The 20,927-nt window shown below is 73.2% G+C and carries 16 protein-coding genes and 3 tRNA genes; 10 read left to right on the forward strand and 9 right to left on the reverse strand.

The window, feature by feature from the left end:
• The first annotated feature begins 151 nt into the window (after positions 1 to 151).
• From JK361_RS09310 to JK361_RS09330, 5 genes are all read left to right on the forward strand, one after another.
• The gene (locus JK361_RS09310) at positions 152 to 1,072 is read left to right on the forward strand and encodes a polysaccharide deacetylase family protein (RefSeq protein ID WP_201816031.1); all 921 of its coding nucleotides are present in this window, start codon (positions 152 to 154) and stop codon (positions 1,070 to 1,072) included.
• A gap of 376 nt (positions 1,073 to 1,448) precedes the next feature.
• Complete coding sequence (locus JK361_RS09315) at positions 1,449 to 2,399, forward strand: diiron oxygenase (RefSeq protein ID WP_201815241.1); 951 nt, start codon at positions 1,449 to 1,451, stop codon at positions 2,397 to 2,399.
• Between the two features lie 291 nt (positions 2,400 to 2,690).
• The gene (locus JK361_RS09320) at positions 2,691 to 3,674 is read left to right on the forward strand and encodes an ornithine carbamoyltransferase (RefSeq protein WP_201815242.1); all 984 of its coding nucleotides are present in this window, start codon (positions 2,691 to 2,693) and stop codon (positions 3,672 to 3,674) included.
• Positions 3,675 to 4,207: 533 nt separating this feature from the next.
• Entirely contained in the window at positions 4,208 to 5,125 is a 918-nt protein-coding gene (locus JK361_RS09325; RefSeq protein WP_201815243.1) for a methyltransferase domain-containing protein, read from the forward strand.
• Between the two features lie 350 nt (positions 5,126 to 5,475).
• Complete coding sequence (locus JK361_RS09330) at positions 5,476 to 6,564, forward strand: hypothetical protein (RefSeq protein ID WP_201815244.1); 1,089 nt, start codon at positions 5,476 to 5,478, stop codon at positions 6,562 to 6,564.
• A gap of 71 nt (positions 6,565 to 6,635) precedes the next feature.
• On the opposite strand, the gene JK361_RS09335 is transcribed toward JK361_RS09330, so the two are convergent.
• The 4 genes from JK361_RS09335 to JK361_RS09350 form a co-directional block, all read right to left on the reverse strand.
• A complete protein-coding gene (locus tag JK361_RS09335) occupies positions 6,636 to 7,658 on the reverse strand; it encodes an HAD-IIA family hydrolase (RefSeq protein WP_307787230.1) in 1,023 nt (340 codons plus the stop codon).
• Positions 7,659 to 7,835: 177 nt separating this feature from the next.
• Entirely contained in the window at positions 7,836 to 8,954 is a 1,119-nt protein-coding gene (locus JK361_RS09340) for a hypothetical protein (RefSeq protein ID WP_201815245.1), read from the reverse strand.
• Positions 8,955 to 8,993: 39 nt separating this feature from the next.
• Positions 8,994 to 10,484: a hypothetical protein gene (locus tag JK361_RS09345; RefSeq protein ID WP_201815246.1), complete on the reverse strand. Its 1,491-nt coding sequence runs from the start codon at positions 10,482 to 10,484 to the stop codon at positions 8,994 to 8,996.
• Positions 10,485 to 10,537: 53 nt separating this feature from the next.
• Positions 10,538 to 11,119 (reverse strand): hypothetical protein, encoded by a 582-nt coding sequence (locus JK361_RS09350; protein WP_201815247.1) that lies wholly within the window; start codon positions 11,117 to 11,119, stop codon positions 10,538 to 10,540.
• Positions 11,120 to 11,466: 347 nt separating this feature from the next.
• On the opposite strand from JK361_RS09350, the gene JK361_RS09355 reads away from it, so the two are divergent.
• Positions 11,467 to 12,816 (forward strand): RCC1 domain-containing protein, encoded by a 1,350-nt coding sequence (locus JK361_RS09355; RefSeq protein ID WP_201815248.1) that lies wholly within the window; start codon positions 11,467 to 11,469, stop codon positions 12,814 to 12,816.
• Here the strand turns inward: JK361_RS09355 and JK361_RS09360 are convergent.
• Complete coding sequence (locus JK361_RS09360) at positions 12,810 to 13,847, reverse strand: NHL domain-containing protein (RefSeq protein WP_201815249.1); 1,038 nt, start codon at positions 13,845 to 13,847, stop codon at positions 12,810 to 12,812. The two genes, JK361_RS09355 and JK361_RS09360, sit on opposite strands and share 7 nt — an antisense overlap.
• 49 nt (positions 13,848 to 13,896) lie before the next feature.
• Positions 13,897 to 15,528 (reverse strand): APC family permease, encoded by a 1,632-nt coding sequence (locus JK361_RS09365; protein WP_307787231.1) that lies wholly within the window; start codon positions 15,526 to 15,528, stop codon positions 13,897 to 13,899.
• Between the two features lie 257 nt (positions 15,529 to 15,785).
• Between JK361_RS09365 and JK361_RS09370 the strand changes: the two genes are divergently transcribed.
• Positions 15,786 to 17,036, forward strand: a complete 1,251-nt coding sequence (locus tag JK361_RS09370) for an MFS transporter (protein WP_201815250.1) — start codon at positions 15,786 to 15,788, stop codon at positions 17,034 to 17,036.
• Between the two features lie 192 nt (positions 17,037 to 17,228).
• Positions 17,229 to 17,879 carry a pyroglutamyl-peptidase I gene (gene pcp / locus JK361_RS09375; protein WP_201815251.1) on the forward strand — a complete coding sequence of 217 codons (651 nt, stop codon included), beginning with the start codon at positions 17,229 to 17,231 and terminating at the stop codon, positions 17,877 to 17,879.
• Positions 17,880 to 18,205: 326 nt separating this feature from the next.
• Here the strand turns inward: pcp and JK361_RS09380 are convergent.
• The 3 genes from JK361_RS09380 to JK361_RS09390 all read right to left on the reverse strand — a co-directional run bounded on the left by JK361_RS09380 (position 18,206) and on the right by JK361_RS09390 (position 18,605).
• A tRNA-Ile gene (locus JK361_RS09380) sits at positions 18,206 to 18,279 on the reverse strand.
• 174 nt (positions 18,280 to 18,453) lie between these two features.
• Positions 18,454 to 18,526, reverse strand: a tRNA-Asn gene (locus tag JK361_RS09385).
• Positions 18,527 to 18,532: 6 nt separating this feature from the next.
• Positions 18,533 to 18,605: transfer RNA gene (locus JK361_RS09390), tRNA-Asn, on the reverse strand.
• 158 nt (positions 18,606 to 18,763) lie between these two features.
• Here JK361_RS09390 and JK361_RS09395 point away from each other — a divergent pair.
• Positions 18,764 to 19,069 carry a YtxH domain-containing protein gene (locus JK361_RS09395; RefSeq protein ID WP_201815252.1) on the forward strand — a complete coding sequence of 102 codons (306 nt, stop codon included), beginning with the start codon at positions 18,764 to 18,766 and terminating at the stop codon, positions 19,067 to 19,069.
• A gap of 263 nt (positions 19,070 to 19,332) precedes the next feature.
• Complete coding sequence (locus JK361_RS09400) at positions 19,333 to 20,784, forward strand: xylulokinase (protein ID WP_201815253.1); 1,452 nt, start codon at positions 19,333 to 19,335, stop codon at positions 20,782 to 20,784.
• Positions 20,785 to 20,927 lie beyond the last annotated feature (143 nt).

A 20,927-nucleotide genomic window follows, 5' to 3' on the forward strand; every position in this document is an offset into this window, starting at 1 on the left:
CAGACCCCGACGGCCCGGCGCACCGGATCCGGACAGGGCGGCGTGCTGACAGGATGGCGGATTCCGCCCGCTGACCAGGGGCCGACGCGCTGACATGCTCGGATGAGGACAGCCCGCAGGCCCGAGTGAGGGTGAGGACCGCTCCATGGCGATGTCTGCGTCCGGGGCGGCTCCCCGGCGCCCCTGGGAATGGGACGAGACGGAATGGCGGCGGCACGTCGGCCGGGTCCGGGCCGGGCGTGGCCTCAAACCCGCGTCGTGGCCGGGCGGGACGCGCTGCGCGGTGGCCCTCTCCTTCGACCCAGACCACGAGACCATTCCGCTCCGGGACGGCCAGGTCATGCCGGGCAAGCTGTCGCAGGGTGAGTACGGAGCCCGCGTCGGCGTGCCCCGCATACTGCGGCTGCTGGAACGGCACGCCGTGCCCGCCACGTTCTTCATGCCGGCGGTGTCCGCGCTGCTGCGCCCGAAGGAGGCGCGGAACTACGCCGAGGCGGGCCACGAGGTCGCCCTGCACGGCTGGATCCACGAACGCAACATGGAGCTGGAGTACAAGGACGAGCGGGACCTCGCGTTCCGGAGCGCGGACACCCTGGAGCGCGTCACGGGCCGGCGCCCCGTGGGGATCCGCACCCCCTCCTGGGACTTCAGCGAACACACCCTGGACATCACCCGGGAACTGGGGCTCGAGTACGACTCCTCCCTGATGGCCGACGACGAGCCCTACGAGCTGCTCGCCCACGGGGAGCCGACCGGCGTGGTGGAGATCCCCCCGGAGTGGATCCGCGACGACGCCGCCTACCTGAACATGGACCGCTACTCCGCCGTGCGCCCCTACACCCCGCCCCGGGAGCTGATCCCGCTGTGGCGGGACGAGTTCGACGCGGCGCGCGCGGAGGGCGGTCTCTTCCAGCTGACGATGCACCCGCACGTCATCGGGCACCGCTCGCGGATCGTGGTCCTGGCGGAGCTGCTGGACCACATCGGCGCCCGCGGTGACGTCTGGTACGCGACCCATGCCCAGGTCGCGCGGTACGTCTGGCAGGAGGCGACCGGAACCGGTCCGCGCTGATGGCGTGGGTGACGGGAGCGGGGGACGGCCCGGCGCCGACACCGGTGGTGCACATCGACGCGGAGGAGGCGGTCACGGTGTGTCTTTTTCCGCGCGACAGCACCGGAATCGGCGTCGGCGCGGGGGCCTTGGTCGCGGCGGCGCTGCGGCTGCTTTGGGCCGGCGCCCGGCGCACCGGCCCCGCCTGTCTGTGCCCCGACGGCGCCGACCGGTACATCGACGAATCCGGGCCGCGGGCCGAAGCGGCAGGGGCACACGCCGAAGAATCCGGGCGGCACGCCGACGGGTCCGGGCCGCGGGCCGAAGCGGCGGGGGCGCACGCCGACGGGTCCGGGCCGAACGCCGGAGGGGCGGGGCGGCACGCCGAGGGGGCGCGGTGGTGACCGCGGACGGCGGTGAGCGGGACTGGTACGCGAAGGCGGGGGTCCGCCGCGATCCCCGTCGGCTGCTGCGGGACGAACTGCGCACCGGGCAGCTGTACTTCCCGCCGGCCCTCATCCCGTACGCCGGCCATCCGCTGGTGCGCGCCCTGCCCGCCGACGCGCAGGAGGCGCTGGCCGCCCGGCACCTGTTCCAGTACCTCGGCTTCACCACCCACTTCGAGACCGAGGTGGTCAACCGGGCCACCCAGCGCATCGCCACGGGCCGCAGCGGCGTCGACACCGGCGCCGAGACCCGGCTCGACGCCTTCCGGATCTACTGCGACGAGGGCTACCACGCGCTGTACAGCTTCGACGTCATCCGGCAGATCTCCGACGCCTGCGGTGTCGAACCGGTGCCGTACGACTTCGCCCCGTTCCGGGACCGGCTCGACGCCGTCGGTCTGGAGGCGCTGCCCGGACAACCCGCGCTGGCGCAATTGCTCCAGGTCGTGGTGTTCGAGACGCTTGTCACCGCCATCCTCAACGACGTGCCGAAGGACGGCCGGGTACTGACCGTGGTCCGGCAGATCGTGCGGGACCACGCCCGGGACGAGGGCTGGCACCACGCCTTCTTCTCCTGTTTCTTCCAGGACCTGTGGGCCCGGCAGTCGCCCCGGGAACGGGAGCGCGTCGCCCGGTGTCTGCCGGGACTGATCCGCTCCAGCCTGCTGCCCGATCTGCGCCCGGTGCGGGCCGCGCTGGCCGCCGCGGGGCTCGGCGCGGCGCGGGTGGAGGAGGTCGTACGGGACTCCTACCCGCGCGCCGCGACGGAGCGGGGCATGCGCGAGGCCGCACGGCACGCGCTGCGGCTGTTCGAGGAGACGGGGGTGCTCGCGGTCGACGGCGCCCGGGACGCGTTCCACGCGGCCGGCCTGCTGACCGGGGACGAAGGAGCCGGCGCATGACGGGGCGACCGCGCTTCCCGGTACCACCGGCCGGACCGCCGTACCCCGCGGAACCGTCCGGCCGCCACACCGTCACCGGACCCTGCCCGCGACCGTGCCTCCCCCTGCCACCGGCCGGACCGCCGTACCCCGCGGAACCGTCCGGCCGCCACACCGTCACCGGCCCCTGCCCCTGCCCCTGCCCCTGCCTCCCCCTGCCACCGGCCGGACCGCCGTACCCCGCGGAACCATCCGGCCGCCACACCGTCACCGGACCCTGACCTCCCTATGAGCCGAAGAGGTGGCCTTCCCATGTGTGACACCGCCGGTGAACTCTCCGCCCTCCTCGGCGTCCCCGGCCCGGTCCCCGAGCAGGGCCTGTTCACGCTGGCCGAGTTGCCCCCCGAGCGGCTGCGGCGGCTCGTCGCCAGGTCGGTCGAGCTGTTCCGGGACCGGGGGGCGCACGACCGGCCGCTGCGGGACCGGGTCGTCGGTGTGCTGTTCACCCGCACCTCCACCCGTACCCGGACCGCCTTCCAGAGCGGCGCCGTACGCCTCGGCGGCACGCCCGTCGCCTACGGCCCCGGCGATCTCCAGCTGAACACGGGCGAGGCGGTGCCGGACACCGGCCGGGTCCTCGGCGCCATGCTCGACCTGCTGGTCGCGCGCACCGCGGGACCGCTGGGGGAGCTGCGGGAGCTGTCCCGTGCGGGCCGGCTGCCCGTGATCAACGCGATGGCCGCCGAGGAACACCCCACCCAGGGCGTGTGCGACCTGGCCGTACTCACCCTCGCCTGTGGCGACCTGAGCGGTGTCCGGCTGCTGTACACAGGCGAGGGCAACAACACGGCCACGGCCCTCGCCCACGGCCTGGCGACCGTGCCCGGCGCCCGGGTCACCTTCGCCACCCCGCCCGGCTACGGTCTGCCCGGCGACGCGCTGGCCACCGCCCGCAAGAGCGCCGAGGCCGCCGGGGCCCGGATCGACGAGATCCACGACCTCGCGGACGCACCCGCCGAGGTGGACGTCGTGTACACCACCCGCTGGCAGACCACCGGCACCAGCAAGCCGGACGCCTCCTGGCGGGAGGTCTTCCGCCCGTTCCACGTGGACGGCGCGCTGCTGGCGCGGTGGCCGCGCGCCCTCTTCCTGCACGACCTGCCGGCCCACCGGGGCGACGAGGTCGCCGGCGAGGTGCTGGACGGGCCCCGGTCCCTGGCCTGGACACAGGCCGTGATGAAGCTGCCCAGCGCCATGGCCGTCCTGGAGTACGGCATCCAGCCACCACCCGGCTGACCACCCCGCCGGCACCGGCTGACCACACCCGACGCCACCGGCCGGTCATCGGCAGACCCCGCCTGCCACCCCCGACACCACCGGCAGCCACCGCCGACAGGCACCGCCGGCCGCCCCCGACGCCGGCACCGCCGACAGGCACCGCCGACAGGCACCGCCGACCGCCCCCGACGCCACCAGCAGGCACCGCCGACAGGCACCGCTGGCCGCCCCGACGCCACCGGCGGGCCCGCTGGCCCGCCACCCGCCACCCGCCACCCGTAAACCCTCGTCCGTAACACCCGCCCCCACCTCCTCCCACGCCCTCGCCCACACCTCCGCCCCCACGTCCGCCCACACCCTCGCCCGCACCCCTTCCCACACCTCCGCCCACACCCCCGCCCCACCTCCGCCGGCACCCTCGCCCGCACCCCATCCCGCACCTCCGCCCGCACCCCCATCCCGCACCTCCGCCCACACCCTCGCCCCACACCTCCGCCCGCACCCCCCGTCCGCACCCTCGCCCCCTTCCACCCGCACACAAGGAGCGCGCCATGCCGTCTGTCTCACGGGTCGGCGAGTACACGCACTTGACCCCGGCCGACCTGGAGCCGCCCGGGGAACCCGAGGTCTTCTTCGAGCCGGCCGACACCGAGATGGGCGTGTGGGTCGCCGCCGACCTGCTGCCGCCGGGCGGCGGGGGCACCGTACTGGACCTCGGCTCGGGCAGCGGGGCGGCGGCCGCCGCCATGGTCCGGGCCGGCGCGGCGCGCGCCCACGGCGTCGACTCCGGCCGCGGGACGCTGCGCTGGGCCGAGCGCCACTACGCCTCGCCCGACGGGCGGGTCACCTTCGCGCTCGGCGACTACTCCCGCCTCGGCGCCCAGGAGTTGCTGGCCACCGTCCCCGGGGAGCCGCCCCGCCCGCTCATCGTCACCAGCAACCCCGCCTACGTGCCCCTGCCGCCGGAGCCGGCCGGGACCCACCCCTCGATCAGCGGCGGCCCGGACGGCCTGAAGTGGGCCGGGGCCATCATCGGACACGCCCGCACCCTGCGCGCGGACCTCGGCCTCACCATCGGCAGCTACTCGACCCCGCGCCGGGCGGTGGCCCTGCTCGCCGAGGCGGGCTACCGCGTCGCCGCCGTCACGCTGTGCCCGCTGCCGCTCGGCGAGTTCACCCTGCGCCATCCCGAGCGGGTCCTCGATCTGGAGGAGCGGGGCGAGGCGGTGCTGTGGCGCTCCGGCCCGGACCCGCTCGCGTACTTCGTCGTCGGTCTGGCGTGCCGCCGCGCTCCCGACACCGGCACCGCGGGGCCCGACAGCGCCGAGGAACTCATGGACCTGCTGCACGCCGCGGCCCGGTCCGCCACCAGCCGGCTGGAGACCCTCGACGCGCCGGGCGGGACCCCGCCGCCGTGGCCCGTACGCGTCCTGGACCTGCCGCCCGCGGCCGCCCGCCACCACTGGTAACCCGCCCGCCCAGGGAGCCACCCATGCCTTCGTCCACCCCGCAGCCCCCGGAACCCACCACACCTCCGCCCACCTCGCCGGCCCGGCAACCCGCCACACCATCACCCACCCCGCCGGCCCCGAAGTCCGCGCCTCCTCCGCCAGCCTCGCCGGCCCGGCAACCCGCCACACCATCACCCACCCCGCCGCCCCCGAAGTCCGCGCCTCCTCCGCCCACCCCGCCCACCCTGCCGCCCCCGCAACCCACTTCCCCCGCCCCGCCGGTCTCGCCCGCCCCGCCTGCCCCGTCGGCCCCGCCCGTGCCCATGCCACCCGTGCCACCCCTGCCGCCCGTGTCTCCGATGCCGCCCGTGTCTCCGGTGTCGCCCGTCAGCGTCACCGTGGGGGCCGTCGAGCACAGCGTCGACTTCGTCCGCCCCAGGCTGCGCGCTCGCGGCGCCCGGCGGGTGGCCCTGTACGCGGGGGTGCAGATCAACGGGGAGCCCCACCTCGGCACCGGGGTGCTCCAGACGGCGGCCTTCCTCCTGGCCAGGTCCGCACGGGACCGGCTGGGGGTCGGGGCCGAACTCCGCTTCGGCGCCCTGGACAACGCCCCCTACGAGACCCGAGTCTGCCCGCGCACCGGGACGCTGTACACGCGGTCGTACCACCACGCGCTGGGTCCGGCCCGGATCGAGGAACTGGTGAAGCGGTTCTACGGCGGCCTGTTCGACGCGCTCACCGCCCTGACCGGGGTGCCGTACACCGTCGAGACGTACACCCGGCAGCAGCAGTCCCCCGCCTTCCGCGAGGAGTTCCTGGCCTCCCTCGACCGGTGGGACCGGCTGCGCTGGGCCCTGGCCCCGTCCACCGGGCACGTGCCCGTCAGCCTCCCATGCCCGCGGTGCGGCTGGCTTCAGAAGTCCGGCGAGCACACCGAACTCCTCGGCACCGGCGACCGATGGGCCCGGTTCGCGGCCGTCTGCATCGACCACGGGCGGTACGAGACCGACGTACGGCCCGACGGCCGGGCGTGGCTCGGCCTGACCACCCTGCACCGCAACCTCGTCAAGGAACGCCTGGCGGACCGGGACGAGGCGATGCCCGTCATCGTCAAGGGCGCGGACTGGGCGACGGGTTGCCGGCTGCTGGACGAGGCGTTCCTCTGCTTCCCCGGCGGACATCCGCCGGCCCGTGTCCTCACCCCGGTCATCCTGTCCGCGTCCGGCGCCAAGCTCTCCAAGTCCCTGATGCGGGAAGGCACGGCGGACCTGTCACCGGACACCCCGCCGTGGATGCTGGACGCGACGCGCTGGACCGGCACCACGGAGGGGTACGCCGAGACCCTGCACCGCCTGGTGTCGCTGATGCTGTCCGACCCGCGGCACTTCGAGCGCGGGTACACCACCTCCGAAGTCGTCCGCATCCTCGCCGAGCCGGGCCCGATCGCGCCGGGCTAGAACCCGGCGGCCCGGCCGCACCCGGCTGGACTTCGGCGGCCGTTGGAGCCCGGCGCCCCGGTCGCGTCCGGCTAGAGTTCGGCGGCCCGGGCGAGGGCCGCGAGGGCCCGGGCCGGGTCCGGGGGCGTGGGGACGGACCAGGCGGCGGTGCAGGCCGCCCACAGCCCGGCGCCGAGATCGCCGTGCCCCGCCAGCAGCAGCTCTCCGTCCTCGACGCGGGCGTGCCAGCCCCGGCACCGCCACGAGCCGTCCGCCTGCCGGCCGGCGGCGAGCGGCGGCGCGCACAGGGCCCGCAGGTCCCGCCCGACGTGGGTGGGCCTGCGATGCGGTGGCGCGGTGAGCAGGTCGGCCGGGCCGGTGCGGCCGGTGAGCACCAGCAGGCTGTCGAACCCGGCCCGGCGCGCGCCCTGGACGTCGGTGTCCAGGCTGTCCCCGACCATCAGCGGCCGGCGTGCCCCGGCCCGCTCGGCGGCCTCCCGGAACACGGCGGCCGCCGGCTTGCCCGCGACGACCGGCTCGGTCCCGGTGGCGGTCCGCACCACCGCGACCAGGGCGCCGTTGCCCGGCGCCACACCCCGTTGCGTGGGCGCGGTCGGGTCGGTGTTGGTGACGATCCAGGGCACACCGCGCGCCACCGCGTACCCGGCCTCGGCCAGTTCCCGCCAGGACACCGCGGGCGCGAAGCCCTGCACCACGGCGGCGGGTTTGTCCCGTTCCGAGGCCACCGGCCGCAGCCCGTGTGCCGCGACCGCCAGGCGCAGCGCCTCCGAGCCGACCACGAGGACGCGCGCCCCCGGCCCGCAGCGCTCGGCCGCGAGGCGTGCGGCGGCCTGTGCGGAGGTCACCACGTCGCCGTCCGCCACGGCCAGGCCCAGCCGGCGGAGGTCCCCCGCCACGTCCGCGGTCGCCCGGCCGGCGTTGTTGGTGACGTAGGCGGTACGGCATCCCGCGTCCCGGATCCGGCCCAGCACCGGCACGGCGTACGGCACCGCGCGGGAGCCCACCCTGACGACCCCGTCCAGGTCCAGCAGTACGGCGTCGTAGAGCCGGGCCAGGGACCCGTCGCCGGGCCCCGCTGCTTCCGCTGCGTCCACGCTCGTCCCTCCCGGTCGGTGCATTGTGCTGGCCGCTTCCGGCGGGCCGCCAGACGGCGATCCGGCCAGCCGTGTCCCGTCCGGGATGGCTGGAAGCGCCTGGCCGAAGAGGGGCGCCGAGGGCACGGGCGGCCGGAGAGGTCCCGCCTCCGGCCGCCCACGCGGTCCCTGCCCGGGTCAGCCGATCTTCCGCCAGGTGCCTCCCTTCTGGAGCACGTAGGTCCCGGTGAGCCGGTGGCCGCCGGTACCGGTCCGCGGTCGGATGCTTCTGCGCTTGCCGTTGTCGTCCGGCTGCTTCGCGGTGGCGCCGGACGGGCGCAGCGTCTGGCACTTGTCGGGGTTGCTGTAGGTCTGCGCCACCACGGTGCTGGAGTTCGTGGTCGACGGCCCGTCCACGGCGATGTCCTTGACCAGCTTGCCGGTGCCGTCCACATGCAGGTCGCCGACCACGCGGGACATGGAGTTGAGCGCACCGAACTGGATCTCGTCGTTGGCCTTCAGGGTGAACGTGACCTCGGTGCTCTCGGAGTTGGTCATGCTCCAGGTGTGGTTCCAGGTCCCCTTGAAGGCCGCGGTGAACGCGCCGCGCAGCGCCAGGTGGACGAGGCTCTTGAACGCGCCGGTGGTGGTGCCCTTCTCGGTCGTCTGGGCCGTTCCGGTCACCGTGTTCTCCACGGTGGCGCTCGTGGAGGACGTGCTCTCCGAGGTGGAGTCCTGGTTGGGTCCCTTGTCCTTGGGCGCCGAGTGGTTGGTCTCACTGCTCTTGCTGGTGTTCTCGTTGGTGGCGCTGCCCTTGGTGGCGTTCTGGAGCGTCTGCTGCGCGTCGACCTCGCCGGTGGCCGAGCCGCTGACCTCGTTGTCGGTCCAGGCCGTGCCCTCGATGGTGCCGCTGCCGGAGATCTCGCCGCCGATGTTGTCGCTGCTGGTGGTGTCCAGCTTCACCGTGCGCTTGATGGTCATGTCCGAGTTGGTGCAGTTGATGGCGCCGTTGGACACCGAGTAGACGGCGCTGGTGAACTCCTTCTTGCGCTCGGGGGCCAGCTTGAACGAGCAGTTGTAGCGTTCCCGCCGGCCGCACAGGGAGGTCACCTCCTCCACCGACTTCAGCGGTTTCTTCCCGTCGAAGGCCCGGGCTTCGGGCATCTCCCCGATGCCGTCCCCGGCCGGCCCGCCGAGCGGTGCCGCCGCTGAGGGAAGGGCCGCGGTGAGGGTGAGGGCGGACAGGACGGGGAGCAGCGCGAGCGCGCGGCGGGTCGCCGCTCTCCGGTGGCGGGAGGGACGGGGGGTGTGGGCCATGGGTGTCTCCTTACGTTGCTGGTGGCCGGGACGGTGTGGTCAGTCCCGTGCGGGCGCCGCGGCGGCGGTCAGGGGAACGCTGCGGGTCCTGATGCCCCTGGGTGCCGCACCGGCCGGCACCAGGTGCGCGGCGGCCCGCAGCGTGGGCGCGCCGATCGTGTTGTCCGGGGTGCGGGCGTTGTCGCGGGCGTCGGCGCACCGGGCCAGCTCTACCTTGCTCATCGGACCGGTGCGCTGGTAGAAGCGGTCGCCGAGGGAGCCGGAGGGCACGTCGGCGAAGACGTCCATCCGCTCGTTCTTGGAGTCGTGGATCAGGGCGCCGGCGAGCCGCTCGCGGGACGCCTGGACCTCGATCCAGCTCACCTCGCCGGGCTGCACGGTGACGGAGAGGTTCCGCTGCTCTTTGCGGCCGTAGAGCAGAGGGTTGTTCGTCGCCATCTCCAGCGGGTTGCCGTCGGCCCGGGTGAAGCCGGCCGCGATCTGCGTGGCGATGTTCTGGAAGCCCTGCCGCACGTCGGTCTGGTGCGGCTGCTGCGGGGCGGCCTGCTGCTGGAGGCCCTGCGGACCGGGCTGTTGCGGCTTCTGGGTCTCACCGTCCTTCTGCGCGAAGTACTGGGTGATGTTGTCGTACGGCAGCTCCTCCCAGTTCACCGGGCGCTGGTCGGTGATGGGGTTGCGAGTGCAGTTGACGTACGCCTGGCCGACCATGCGCGGCCGGTCGTAGTACCGGTAGGAGTACCGGTCGTCCTTCTCGAAGTGGCAGGTCCTGGGGCCCGCCAGGCAGTCCTGTGCCACCAGTCGCGCTTCGATCGGTGTGCGTCCCTGGTACGCCTGGGGCATGGGCAGCCGCGCCTTCTTGAGGTCGTACGGCACCGGGGCCGGGTCCTGCGTCGCCCGGAAGTGGGTGACCAGCGGGCCGCAGCCGGACGCCTTCCGGTAGGCCCAGCTGATCTTCGGGTTGTTCTCGGCGGCCGTGAAGGAGTACGAGCGCCCCTCGTGCCACTTGGCCGTGCCCGACGTGGTGGTGTCCGTGGTGAAGTCCTGCGTGTCTTCGCCCTGTTCGCCGGTGACCGACACCCGGTACTGCTGGCCCTTGGTGGGGTCGTCCGTGCCGCAGTTCGTGAGCGGACTGGGGCTGTCGTCCCAGGTCACGGTGACCTTGGAGCCCTTCTGGACGCGCCACAGACGAGTGCTGAGCGTGCCGGCGGCGCCGTTGCCGGACGTGCCCGGGCCGTTGCCGAGCTGGCCGAGGCCGCCGCCGTTGCCGAGCGCGCCGCCGCTGAGCGAGGCCGCCTGGAGCCTGGCGGGGTGGGCGGCGAGGGCGGCGGAGAACAGCTGGGTGTTCTGGCCGTCCCAGCCGTCCGGCGCCGTGCTCTGGGCGCCGGACGGTACGTGGGGCCGGGCCAGGTCCGGGTTCTCGATCGGCGCGTCGACCGCGTCCTCGGCGAGCGCGCCGCCGGGCAGAGCGCCCAGTACGAGCGAGCTGCCGAGCAGCGCGGACAGGCAGTACGTCAGGGGGCGTCGGGGCATGGATGTCTCCTTGGGCGAGGCGGTGGGGTCGAGGTGGGGCGGGCCGTCGGTGCTCAGCACGCCCACCAGGAGGACTGCGGCACGATGACCTGGTCGTCGGTCAGCCGGTCACGCATGCCCGAGGTGACGTGGCACTGCTGGTCCACTCCCTGCTCGGGGGGAGCGGAGCGCGTGACGGCGTCGAAGTCCTCGTGCTTCTTCTGGTAGGCGTCCTGGTCCTTCTGCCACTTGTCCTGCGCCTCGCCCGAGATGGGCTTGCTGCACTCGTGGAACTTCTCCACCTGGCACTTGTCGTTGGCCGCCTGGTTCTTCGCGATGGCCCCGCACTGCTCGCTCGCCGGGATGCCGTTGATGCCCGCACTGGCGCAGGGGTCGGTGCCGGGCGGGGACGGGACGGGTGAGCCCGGGCCGATCGACGGCGGCTTGGGCTGTCCGGGGTCCGCCGCCGGCGGCGCCGTCTGGGTGTCGGGCTTGGGCGCGGGGCTGAACGAAGCGGGCGGGTCGTCCGCCCTTGCCACCGCGGCCGTGGGCATGGCGGCGACCGGGGTGAGGCTGCTCAGACCCAGGGCGGAGACACCCGCCACGGTAATGATTCCGGCCGCGAGCAGGGCACGGCGCACAACGGGAACACGCATGGTTCTCCTTCGGTCAGGGGGGTTGGCGGCAGCTGCAGTGCCACACCGCGGAGGGAGCCGCCGGTCTCAGACAACGGCACGTCGGCGAGGGCCGCCATTCGAACTTGCCCCGTTTTGCGCCGATTGCAGCGAAGTGACTCCAGCTGGCCGCAAGCCGAGGGGACTTTGGCGTAGCCAAGGTCCGGCAGCCACCGCCCAATGGCGTGAACTCGGGCTGTCGGAGGCCGAAAAGCGATTCGGGCGCGGCAGACATGTTGCTGGACGCCCCGCTTCGAGTGGGCGGTCCCCTCCCCCCTCCAACTGCGGCGCCCCGCTTACGTCGTGGTGCCCGAGAGAACGGAAATCCCATGAACGCGAAGACCCGTGGCCTGCGCCTGCGCACCGCCCTGACCGTCATAGCCACCGCGACCGCCCTCGGTACGGCGGCGGCACCGGCTCTCCCCGCCGAGGGACACGACCCGCTGGTGTACGCGTGGGGCGCCAACACCTCTGGTCAGCTGGGCAATTCGACGACGACCGCACGGTACGCGCCGACCGCGGTTCCCACCCTGCCCAAGCAGGACGTGTACAAGATCGCGTCCGGTGGCGGCATCGAAACCGGCAAGGGGTTCGCGGTAGCCCTGCGCAAGGACATGAGTGTGTGGACGTGGGGCCAGAACGGCAAGGGCCAGCTCGGCACCGGACCCGGTACCGACAACCCCGCGCCGGGCAAGGTGCCGGGCCTCAACAACGTCGTGGACGTCGCCGCGGGCGGACAGCACGCGCTCGCCCTGCGGGTGAACACCGGTAAGGCGGACGGGGTTTACGCCTGGGGCCTCAACGACAAGGGCCAGGTCGGCGACGGCACGAACGACAACCGCTCGGTTCCCAAGCTGGTCCAGAGCATGCACGGCGGCAGGCAGGTCGCGGCCGGCTGCAACCACAGCATGCTCCTGACCGAGAACAACACCGTCAAGGTCTGGGGCCTGAACGACAAGGGTCAGCTCGGTCTCGGCGACAAGGACAAGGGCAACCACAACACCCCGGTCGACGTCCCGGAGCTGACCGACGTGGTCAGGATCGCCGCCGGGTGCGACTTCAGCCTGGCCGTGAAGTCCGACGGCACGGTCTGGGCCTGGGGCGACAACTCGCGCGGCCAGCTCGGTGTCAACAAGACCAAGGACGACCTCGCGTCCAGCAGCAAGCCCGTGCAGGTCCAGGGCCTGCCCGCCGGTCAGACGAGCCCGGCGCAACCGGGCGGCCAGACCGGCGGAACGGGCACCGGGACAGGCACGGGCACGGGCACGGCCCAGGGAACGGGTCCGGGACTGCGGGACATCGTCGCCGGCTGGGACCACGCCTACGCCCTCTATTCCGACGACAAGGTCTACGGCTGGGGCAGCAACGGGAACGGACAGCTCGCGGACGGGACGAAGACCGACCGGACGAGCGCCCACGAGGCCACACAGCTGCCCTCGGTCGAGTCGATCTCGGCGGGCTACGACTACGGCCTCGCCGTACGCGCCGCCGGCAACGGCACCAGCAACGACATCATCGGCTGGGGTCTCAACCGGAACGGTCAGCTCGGCGGCGGTGACACCACGGACCACGACCTGAACGACAACGACGAGTTCGTCACGGTCTTTGCGCAGGAGGCGGAACAGAACAAGTTCACCCATGTCACGGCGAGCAACAGCGAGTCCGGCTACGCCTACTGACCCGGCCTGACCAGCCGCACACGATGGCTGTCGGTCTCCGCCACGACGAGGCTCCCGCCCGGGGTCAGGGCGAGTGCCCGTGGCAGCCGCAGCCGAGCCCCCAGCGCGGGCCCGCCCTCCACCTCGTGGCCGGGCGGGCCCCCGGCCACCGTGTGCAGCACACCGTCAGAAGTCCGCACGCAGACACGCTCGTTGAGCGAGTCGGCTATGTACAGGGCTCCGGTGCCGTCGAGGTCGACACCGCGCGGCTGGTGCAGCCGTCCGTCGCCGGCTCCCGGCTCGCCGGTGCCCGCCACGGTGCCGATCACACCGTCGCGGCCCACCACCCGTACCCGGTGCGACCAGCAGTCGGCTATGTACAGCCGGCCTTCGGCGTCGACGGCGAGGTCGATCGGATGGTGCAGGGCGCTCGCGGGTCCGGGTACGGCGTCCGGGCCGGAGCCGGGCTCGCCGGTGCCCGCCACGGTCCGGATCATCCCGTCGGGATCGATGGCCCGGACCCGGTGCCCGCCCCACTCGGCGACGTAGAGGGTGCCCGCCCCGTCGAGCGCGAGGCCCCGGGGTTCGGTGAACAGTGCGGCGGCGGCCGGGCCGCCGTCGCCGCCGTAGCCCGCCTCGCCGGTGCCGGCGACGGTGGTGATGACGCCGTCCGGGTCGATGCGCCGGATGCGGTGGTTCCAGTAGTCCGCGACGTACAGGGCGCCGTCGGGGGCGACGGCCAGCCCGCCGGGCTCGTTCAGCCGCGCCTGGTGCGCCGGGCCCCCGTCGCCGCCGTAGCCCGGCTCGCCGGTGCCGCCGACCGTGGTGATGATCCCGTCGCGGTCGACGCGCCGGACGCGGTGGCCCTTCCACTCGGCGACGTACCACGCACCGGACGCGTCCACGGCGAGTGCCCGCGGCTGGTCCAGGACCGCCCCGGCCGCGGGACCGCCGTCCCCGCCGTAGCCCGCCTCGCCGGTGCCGGCGGCGGTGACGACGATCCCGCGGGCGAGCGCCCGGACGCCCGCCTCCGATTTCTGACGCTCCGTCATTCCGGCCTCCTGTCAGGGGTTTTCGGTCGGCGCCACCACCGGTGCCGAATCAGCGTAGGAGCGGTCGACCGGGGCCGGTAGGGCGCGCCTCGGCCACGTGCCGGCGGCCGGAGCGGACCGCCCAGGCGAACACCGCGGAGCTGAACCCGACCACGGCGAGGGTGTCGTATGGCTGGGACAGCAGTCCGGAGCCGCCGAAGGAGCCGAGCGCGGAGCAGCACAGCAGGCCGGTGAGCCACACCAGCAGCCAGGCGCCGTCGCACAGCTCCCGGCGCAGCGGGAACCTGCCCCGCCCGGCCCGGACGAGCCAGGACAGCGGCACCCCGGCGAGCGCGAGGGGCAGGGTCAGGCGCAGGCGGTGCCAGGTGGACCAGTACACGAACAGGGTGGCCACGAGGAAGCTGAGCGGTGCGATCCAGCGGACCGGCCCGGCGGGGCGCCCGGCGGGGCGCAGGGTGGCGGCGGCGACGGCGGAGGTGGCGTACACGAGCAGGAAGAGGTTGCCCAGGGTGCCGACGACGTCCTGCCAGGTGCCGAAGGGCAGCAGGTAGACCGTCATCACCGTGACGTTCAGCACGAGCGCGCGGTGCGGGATGCCGGAGCCCGCGTGCACGCTCAGGAACCAGCGGGGCAGCATGCCGTTCTTGGCGAGCGCGTAGGACCGCCGGGCATTGATCCCGACCCCGACGAAGGTCGCACCGCCGGGCGAGACGACGGCGTCGGCGTACAGCAGCATGGCCAGCCAGTGCAGGTTGATCAGCAGGGCCAGCTCGCCGAAGGGGGAGGTGAGGTCGACGCCCTGCCAGCCGTGCGTGAGGGCGCCGTCCGGGACGGCGAAGAGGAAGGCGAGCTGGAGACCGGTGTACAGCAGGACGGCGAGACCGATGGCGGTCGGCACCGCCCTGCGCAGGTGCCGCCCGGGGTCCCGGGCCTCGCCCGCCAGGTCGACGGGCGCCTGGAAGCCGTTGACGGCGTAGATGACGCCGCCCGCCGAGAGGGCGGCCAGGCCCGCGGACCAGCCGTACGGGGCGAAGCCGCCGTGGTCGGTGAGCCGGTGCGGGTGGAAGCCGGAGGCGAGCAGCAGGACGACGGTCAGGACAGGGACGGACGTCTTGACGAGGGTGAGGACGACGTTCACCCGGGTGAAGAGGCGTACGCCGAACCAGTTGAGGGTCGCGAAGCCGAGGGTGAGGGCGACCGCGACGACCACACCCGGCCAGCTCAGCCGGCCGTGCGCGTGCAGTGCGGGAAACCAGCGGGTCAGGTACTGCACGGTCGCGGTGACCTCGGCGGCGTTCGCCCCCACGGACAGCAGCACCGCCCAGCTGATCACACCGGCGACGAGCGGACTGTTGGCGTACAGCGGCCAGCGCACCGTGCCGCCGGCCTCCGGCATCCGCGCCGCGAGGTCCACCAGGACGAGCGCGACGAGCATGGCCAGCGCCCCGGCGGCCAGCCAGGACAGCACGGACAGGGGGCCGGCGGTCTGCGCCGCGTACATCGCACTGAACAGCCAGCCGGAGCCGACGATGTCGCTGAAGCCCACCGCCGTCAGGGCCCAGAAGCCCAGGTGCCTGCGGAGTTTGCGTTCCTCCCGGCGCACGGCGTCGGGGGCGGCCGGTATGGCCCCGGATAACGGCTGCTGTGGTTCGGGGCCTTGCTGCGAAGAGGTGCGTTCCACGCTCCCTCGCTTCCCGCGCCCGCGCTGAGCGACGCGCGGGCGCCACCAGATTCACCACCGCGTCGCACGTGCACGAGCCCGCGCATTGACGTCAAACCACCTGATAGTTAGCAGATCAGACGCAAGTCCCCTTTACGGGTGCTCGTTGCTGCATTCGGTCCGAAGCTCTGTCCATGTGCCTACGGTCGTCAAGGAAACGCATGAACAGCCGTGGCCGGCCGCTTCCCTGACGGAGCGGCAGCGCCGAAGGAAGCGCCATGCACACCTTCCGAACCGTTCGAAGCTTTCCGCCGACCATGCGTCTGCTGCTCGTCAACCAACTCGGCATCGACGTCGGCTTCTACCTTCTGATCCCCTACCTCTCCACCCACCTCAGCCACGACCTCCACCTGTCCGCGGCGGCCACCGGGGCGATCCTCGGCGCACGCCAGCTCAGTCAGCACGGCCTGTTCGTCGTGGGCGGCACGGCCGCGGACCGGCTGGGCGCGCACCGGGTCATCCCGTTCGGCTGCGCGGTGCGCACGGCGGGCTTCGCGCTCTTCGCCTTCGGTGACGGGGTGCCCGCAGCGCTGGCGGCGTCGGTGCTCAGCGGGCTGGCGGGCGCGCTGTTCTACCCGGCGGTGCGCGCCTATGTCGCCGAGGCCGCCGCCGACCGCAAGGCCGAGGCGTTCGCCCTGTTCAACGTCTTCGCCACCACCGGGGGGCTGCTCGGCCTGCTGCTGGGCAGCATGCTGTGCCTCATCGACTTCCGCGTCACCGCGCTCACCGCCGCGGCCGTGTTCGCCGTCCTGACGGTGGCCCAGTTCTTCGCGCTGCCGGAGCAGCACGTCCGGCCCGCGTCCGAAACCGTGCTGCGCGACTGGCGCGAGGCTCTCGGCAATCACGCCTTCCTGGCCTTCGCGCTGACCATGTCGGGCATGTCGGCGCTGGAGAGCCAGGTGTACCTGCTGTTCACCGAGAGTGCCCACCGGGCCTCCGGGTGGCAGAGCGCCGCCGCCCTGCTGCCGTTGGTGGGGGCGGTGGCGAACCTGCTGCTCCAGCTGCGCGTCACCACGCTGACCCGGCTGCGCGGCGGCGCGGAGGCGTGGATCGCGCCCGGCGTGCTGCTCATAGGGCTCGGCTTCCTGCCGCCGGCGCTGACGGACGGACTCGGCGCTGCCGCCGGCGCACTCGGCACGGCCGTACGGCTCGCCCCGCTCGTCGTCGGTGTGCTCCTGCTCCAGCTGGGCGTGATGGTCGCCCAGCCGCCGGCCATGGAACTGGTCGCTCGGTACGCCACCGAGCGCATGGCGGGCACCTATTTCGGCCTGTTCCACGTCCTGTCGGGCACGTTCGGCACGGCCTGCACCGGCGGGGTCGGCTGGGTGATGGACCGGGCCGCGGACAACGGCCGGACCTGGCTGCCCTGGGTGTGCTGCGCGGTGCTCGGCACGCTGTCCGCGGGCGCCCTCGCGTTCCTGCACAGACGTCGCGCGCTGCCCACCGACCCTGCGGTGACGCACGCCTGACGAGGCGTCCGCTCGGGCGAACACTCGGCAAAGGAAGCGAAATAAATCAAACAAATGGGGATGAACCGTACTGGGGCGCGAATCACGCCACCGGAGAGGACCGAACCGTGCGCACATCCCTCGCCGTAGCCGGCGCCTTTATCGACTGACCGTCCAGGAAGCACAATCCCCCCACGAACCGAGGAAGTTCACATGGCCCGCGTACTGGTGACAGGTTTCGAGCCGTTCGACAAGGACACCTACAACCCCTCCTGGGCCGCGGCCCAGCTGCTCCAGAAGAACCCGCCGGACGGCGTGCGGGTGACGGCCGTCCAACTGCCGTGCGTCTTCGGCAAGTCGCTGTCCGTACTGCGTGACGCGGTGCTGGAGGCGGACCCCGAGCTGGTCGTCTCGATCGGCCTGTCCCCCCGCACCGGCATCTCGGTCGAGCGCGTCGCCATCAACGTCAACGACAGCCCCATTCCCGACAACGCCGGCCGGCAGCCCATCGACGAGCCCATCGCCTCCGACGGCCCCGCCGCCTACTTCTCCACCCTGCCGATCAAGCGCATCGTCTCGGAGGTGCAGAAGAAGACCGACGTGAACGCCTGGGTCTCCCAGACCGCCGGGACGTTCGTGTGCAACCACGTGTTCTACGGCCTGATGCACCTGCTGGCCACCGAGGGCAGGCAGCGGCGCGGCGGCTTCGTGCACATCCCGCACACCCCCGAGATGCCCCTCGCCGTGAACGGGCAGGTCCCCTCGCTCCCGGTGGACGCCACCACGGAGGGCCTGCGCGTCGTCCTGTCGACCGCGCTGGCGCACGAGACGGACATCCCGGTCTCGGCCGGCACGACACACTGACGGACGCTCGGGGCACCGGCAGGGCGGTCCGGGCACCGGCGGGACGGTCCGGACACCGGCGGGGCGGTCCAGGCGCCGGCGGGACGGTCCGGACACCGGCGGGGCGGTCCAGGCGCCGGCGGGACGGTCCGGACACCGGCGGGACGGTTCGCGCGGAAGACCGGCACAAGATCGGCACGGCCCCGGCTCGAGATCGTCGCGAGATCGGCAGCGGCACCGCGGGTGATCCTGGTCTGCGCGGGTGAACGATGGCCGCCGCCTCGGCGTGGCGGCCACCGTTCTTCCGTTCACGCAGGTGGCATCGATTCTGCACCTGCGATGTGAGGTGGGGCGGGTGGGACTCGAACCCACGGCCGACGGATTATGAGTCCGCTGCTCTAACCGGCTGAGCTACCGCCCCATAGCGGCGTGTCGCGTACATGTGTGCGCGCCGTCTGCCGCAGCATAGCCGCTCATACGATCTCCTGCTTCGGATGGTCGGCTTCCACACTGCTCATGACCTTGAGGACTGCGGCGCGGGCGCGGCGGTTCCCGTGGACATGAAAAAGGACCCCTGAGGGGTCCTCGTTCAGCGCTCCCCCGACTGGACTCGAACCAGTAACCTGCCGGTTAACAGCCGGCTGCTCTGCCAATTGAGCTACGGAGGACCGAAGCTCCCCCGACTGGACTCGAACCAGTAACCTGCCGGTTAACAGCCGGCTGCTCTGCCAATTGAGCTACGGAGGATCGCCTCGTTGCATCGAACGTACCTACCCGGGTATTCGCCAGGGGGCGGCCGCTCGCTGCGACACATACATTAGCGCAAGCAGGGGGGTGCTCCGCCAATCGGTACTCCCCGGTGCCAGCGCCGCACCAGAGACCTACACACGGGAAGGGTGGCAGCCATGCGCTACCGGCTCACGTTCCTCGCCGGACTGGCCCTCGGTTACGTGCTCGGCACGCGGGCCGGACGCGAGCGCTACGAACAGCTGAAGAAGTCGGCCCGGCAGATCGCACAGAACCCCGCGGTGCGGAACACCGCCGAGACGGCCGCCCAGCAGGGGCGCGTCTACGCCGGCAAGGCCTTCCACACGGTCAGCGACAAGGTCGGGGACCGGGTCCCGGAATCCGTCGCCCAGCGCGTGCGGTCCCTGCGGGAGCGCAGCGTCGACGGGACGGCGGAGGACGACTGGGGCACGAGCAACACGTAGGGGGCAGGTGCCGGCACCGGGCGGGAGGACCGCCCGGGAGCACGGGAAGCCCGACGGGGTGACCCGCCCGGGAGCACGGGAATCCCGATGGGGTGACCCGCCCGGGAGCGCGGGAACCCTGACGGGGTGACCCGCCGGGGGCGCGCGGGGAACCACGCGAGCGGCCCCGCACGGCCCGCGTCCGCCGGACGCCGGCCGCCCCCTCGGACCCCGTGCGCACTCGGCGGCCGAACCAACCGCGGGGATGCTGCAAAATTCTCCACATGGGGATAGTCGCCGGCTTGGACAGCTCGCCCGATTTCACGCGCATCGTGGTCTGTGACACAGACACCGGCGCGGTACTCCGCCAGGGATACGCACCGCACCCGGTCGAGGCGCCGGACGGCGGGCGCCCTAGCGACGTCGACCCGCAGGCCTGGCTGCTGTCCCTGGGCGAGGCCGCGGGAGGTGGCCTGCTGGAGGGCGTGCAGGCCATCGGCGTGTCCGCGCAGCAGAACGCGCTGGTCCCGCTGGACGCCCAGGGCAACACCGTCCGCCCGGCCATGGTCGGCGGCGACAAGCGGGCGCAGGTCGCGGCGGCCGATCTCGTGGACGCCCTCGGCGGCCGGGAGGCCTGGGCCCAGGCGGTCGGCTGCGTGCCGCAGGCGGCCCAGCCGGTCACCAAACTGCGCTGGCTCGCGAAGAACGAGCCGGAGAACGCGCTGCGCACGGCCGTCCTTCTCCAGGCCCACGACTGGCTCGTCTGGCAGCTGCTCGGGCGGCCGGTGCGGCGGACCACGGACCGCGGCGGCGCCTCCGGCACCGGGTACTGGTCGGCGGCCACCGGCGCCTACCGGCCCGATCTGGTCGAGCTGGCACTCGGCCACCAGGCGATGATGCCGGAGGTGATCGGCCCGGCCGACGCGGCCGGCACGACCCCGGAGGGGCTGCTGATCTCCGCCGGCACCGGGGAGACCATGGCCGCCGCCTTCGGGCTCGGGATCGGGCTGGGCGACGCGGTCGTCTCGCTCGGCGCCTCCGGTTCCGTGATGGCCGTGCACCCCGAGGCGCTCGCCGACCAGACCGGGATGATCACCTCCCTCGCCGACGCCACCGGCATGCACCTGCCGGTCGTCACCACCCTGAACGCCGTGCGCACCCTGCGCGGCACCGCCGAACTCCTCGGCCTGCCCGATCTGGAGAGCCTGTCCGACCTGGCGATGAAGTCCACGCCGGGCTCGCACGGCCTGGTGCTGCTGCCGTACCTGGAGGGCGAGCGGACGCCGAACCTGCCGCACACCGCGGGCACCCTCGCCGGGCTGCGCCGCGAGTCGATGAAGCCCGAGCATCTGGCGCGGGCCGCCTTCGAGGGCATGCTGTGCGGGCTCGCGGACGCGCTGGACGTGCTGCGCGGGCGGGGCGTGGAGGTGCGGCGGATCTTCCTGCTCGGCGCCGCCGCCGAGCTGCCCGCCGTGCAGGCCTCGGCGCCGTCGCTGTTCGGCGCGCAGGTCGTCGTGCCGCAGCCCGCGGACTACGCGGCGATCGGCGCGGCCCGGCAGGCGGCCTGGGCGCTCGGCGTCTCGCAGGGCACCCTCGATCCGCGCACCCCTCCGGCCTGGCAGGGCGCGGCGGCGCAGGTGCTGGAGCCGGGCGAGGAACTGGCCGTGGGACAGGCGGTACGGCAGCAGTTCACGGCGGTACGCGAGCAGACCCACCCCGGAGCTTTCAACTCGTAGAGGGGCGAGGGTGGACACAACACCCGGAAGGCGTAGGGGCGCAGGAGCGGTCTCCGTCGCGTAATTCGGTTGAGGTAACGCGGGTGGAGTGTTCGACGATAGGGGCCAAGGGCAACCGAACCAGCCCCTTTCGCCGACTCCGA

The sequence above is a fragment of the Streptomyces musisoli genome (assembly GCF_016741855.1).
In the GTDB taxonomy this organism is placed as follows: Bacteria; Actinomycetota; Actinomycetes; order Streptomycetales; family Streptomycetaceae; genus Streptomyces; species Streptomyces musisoli.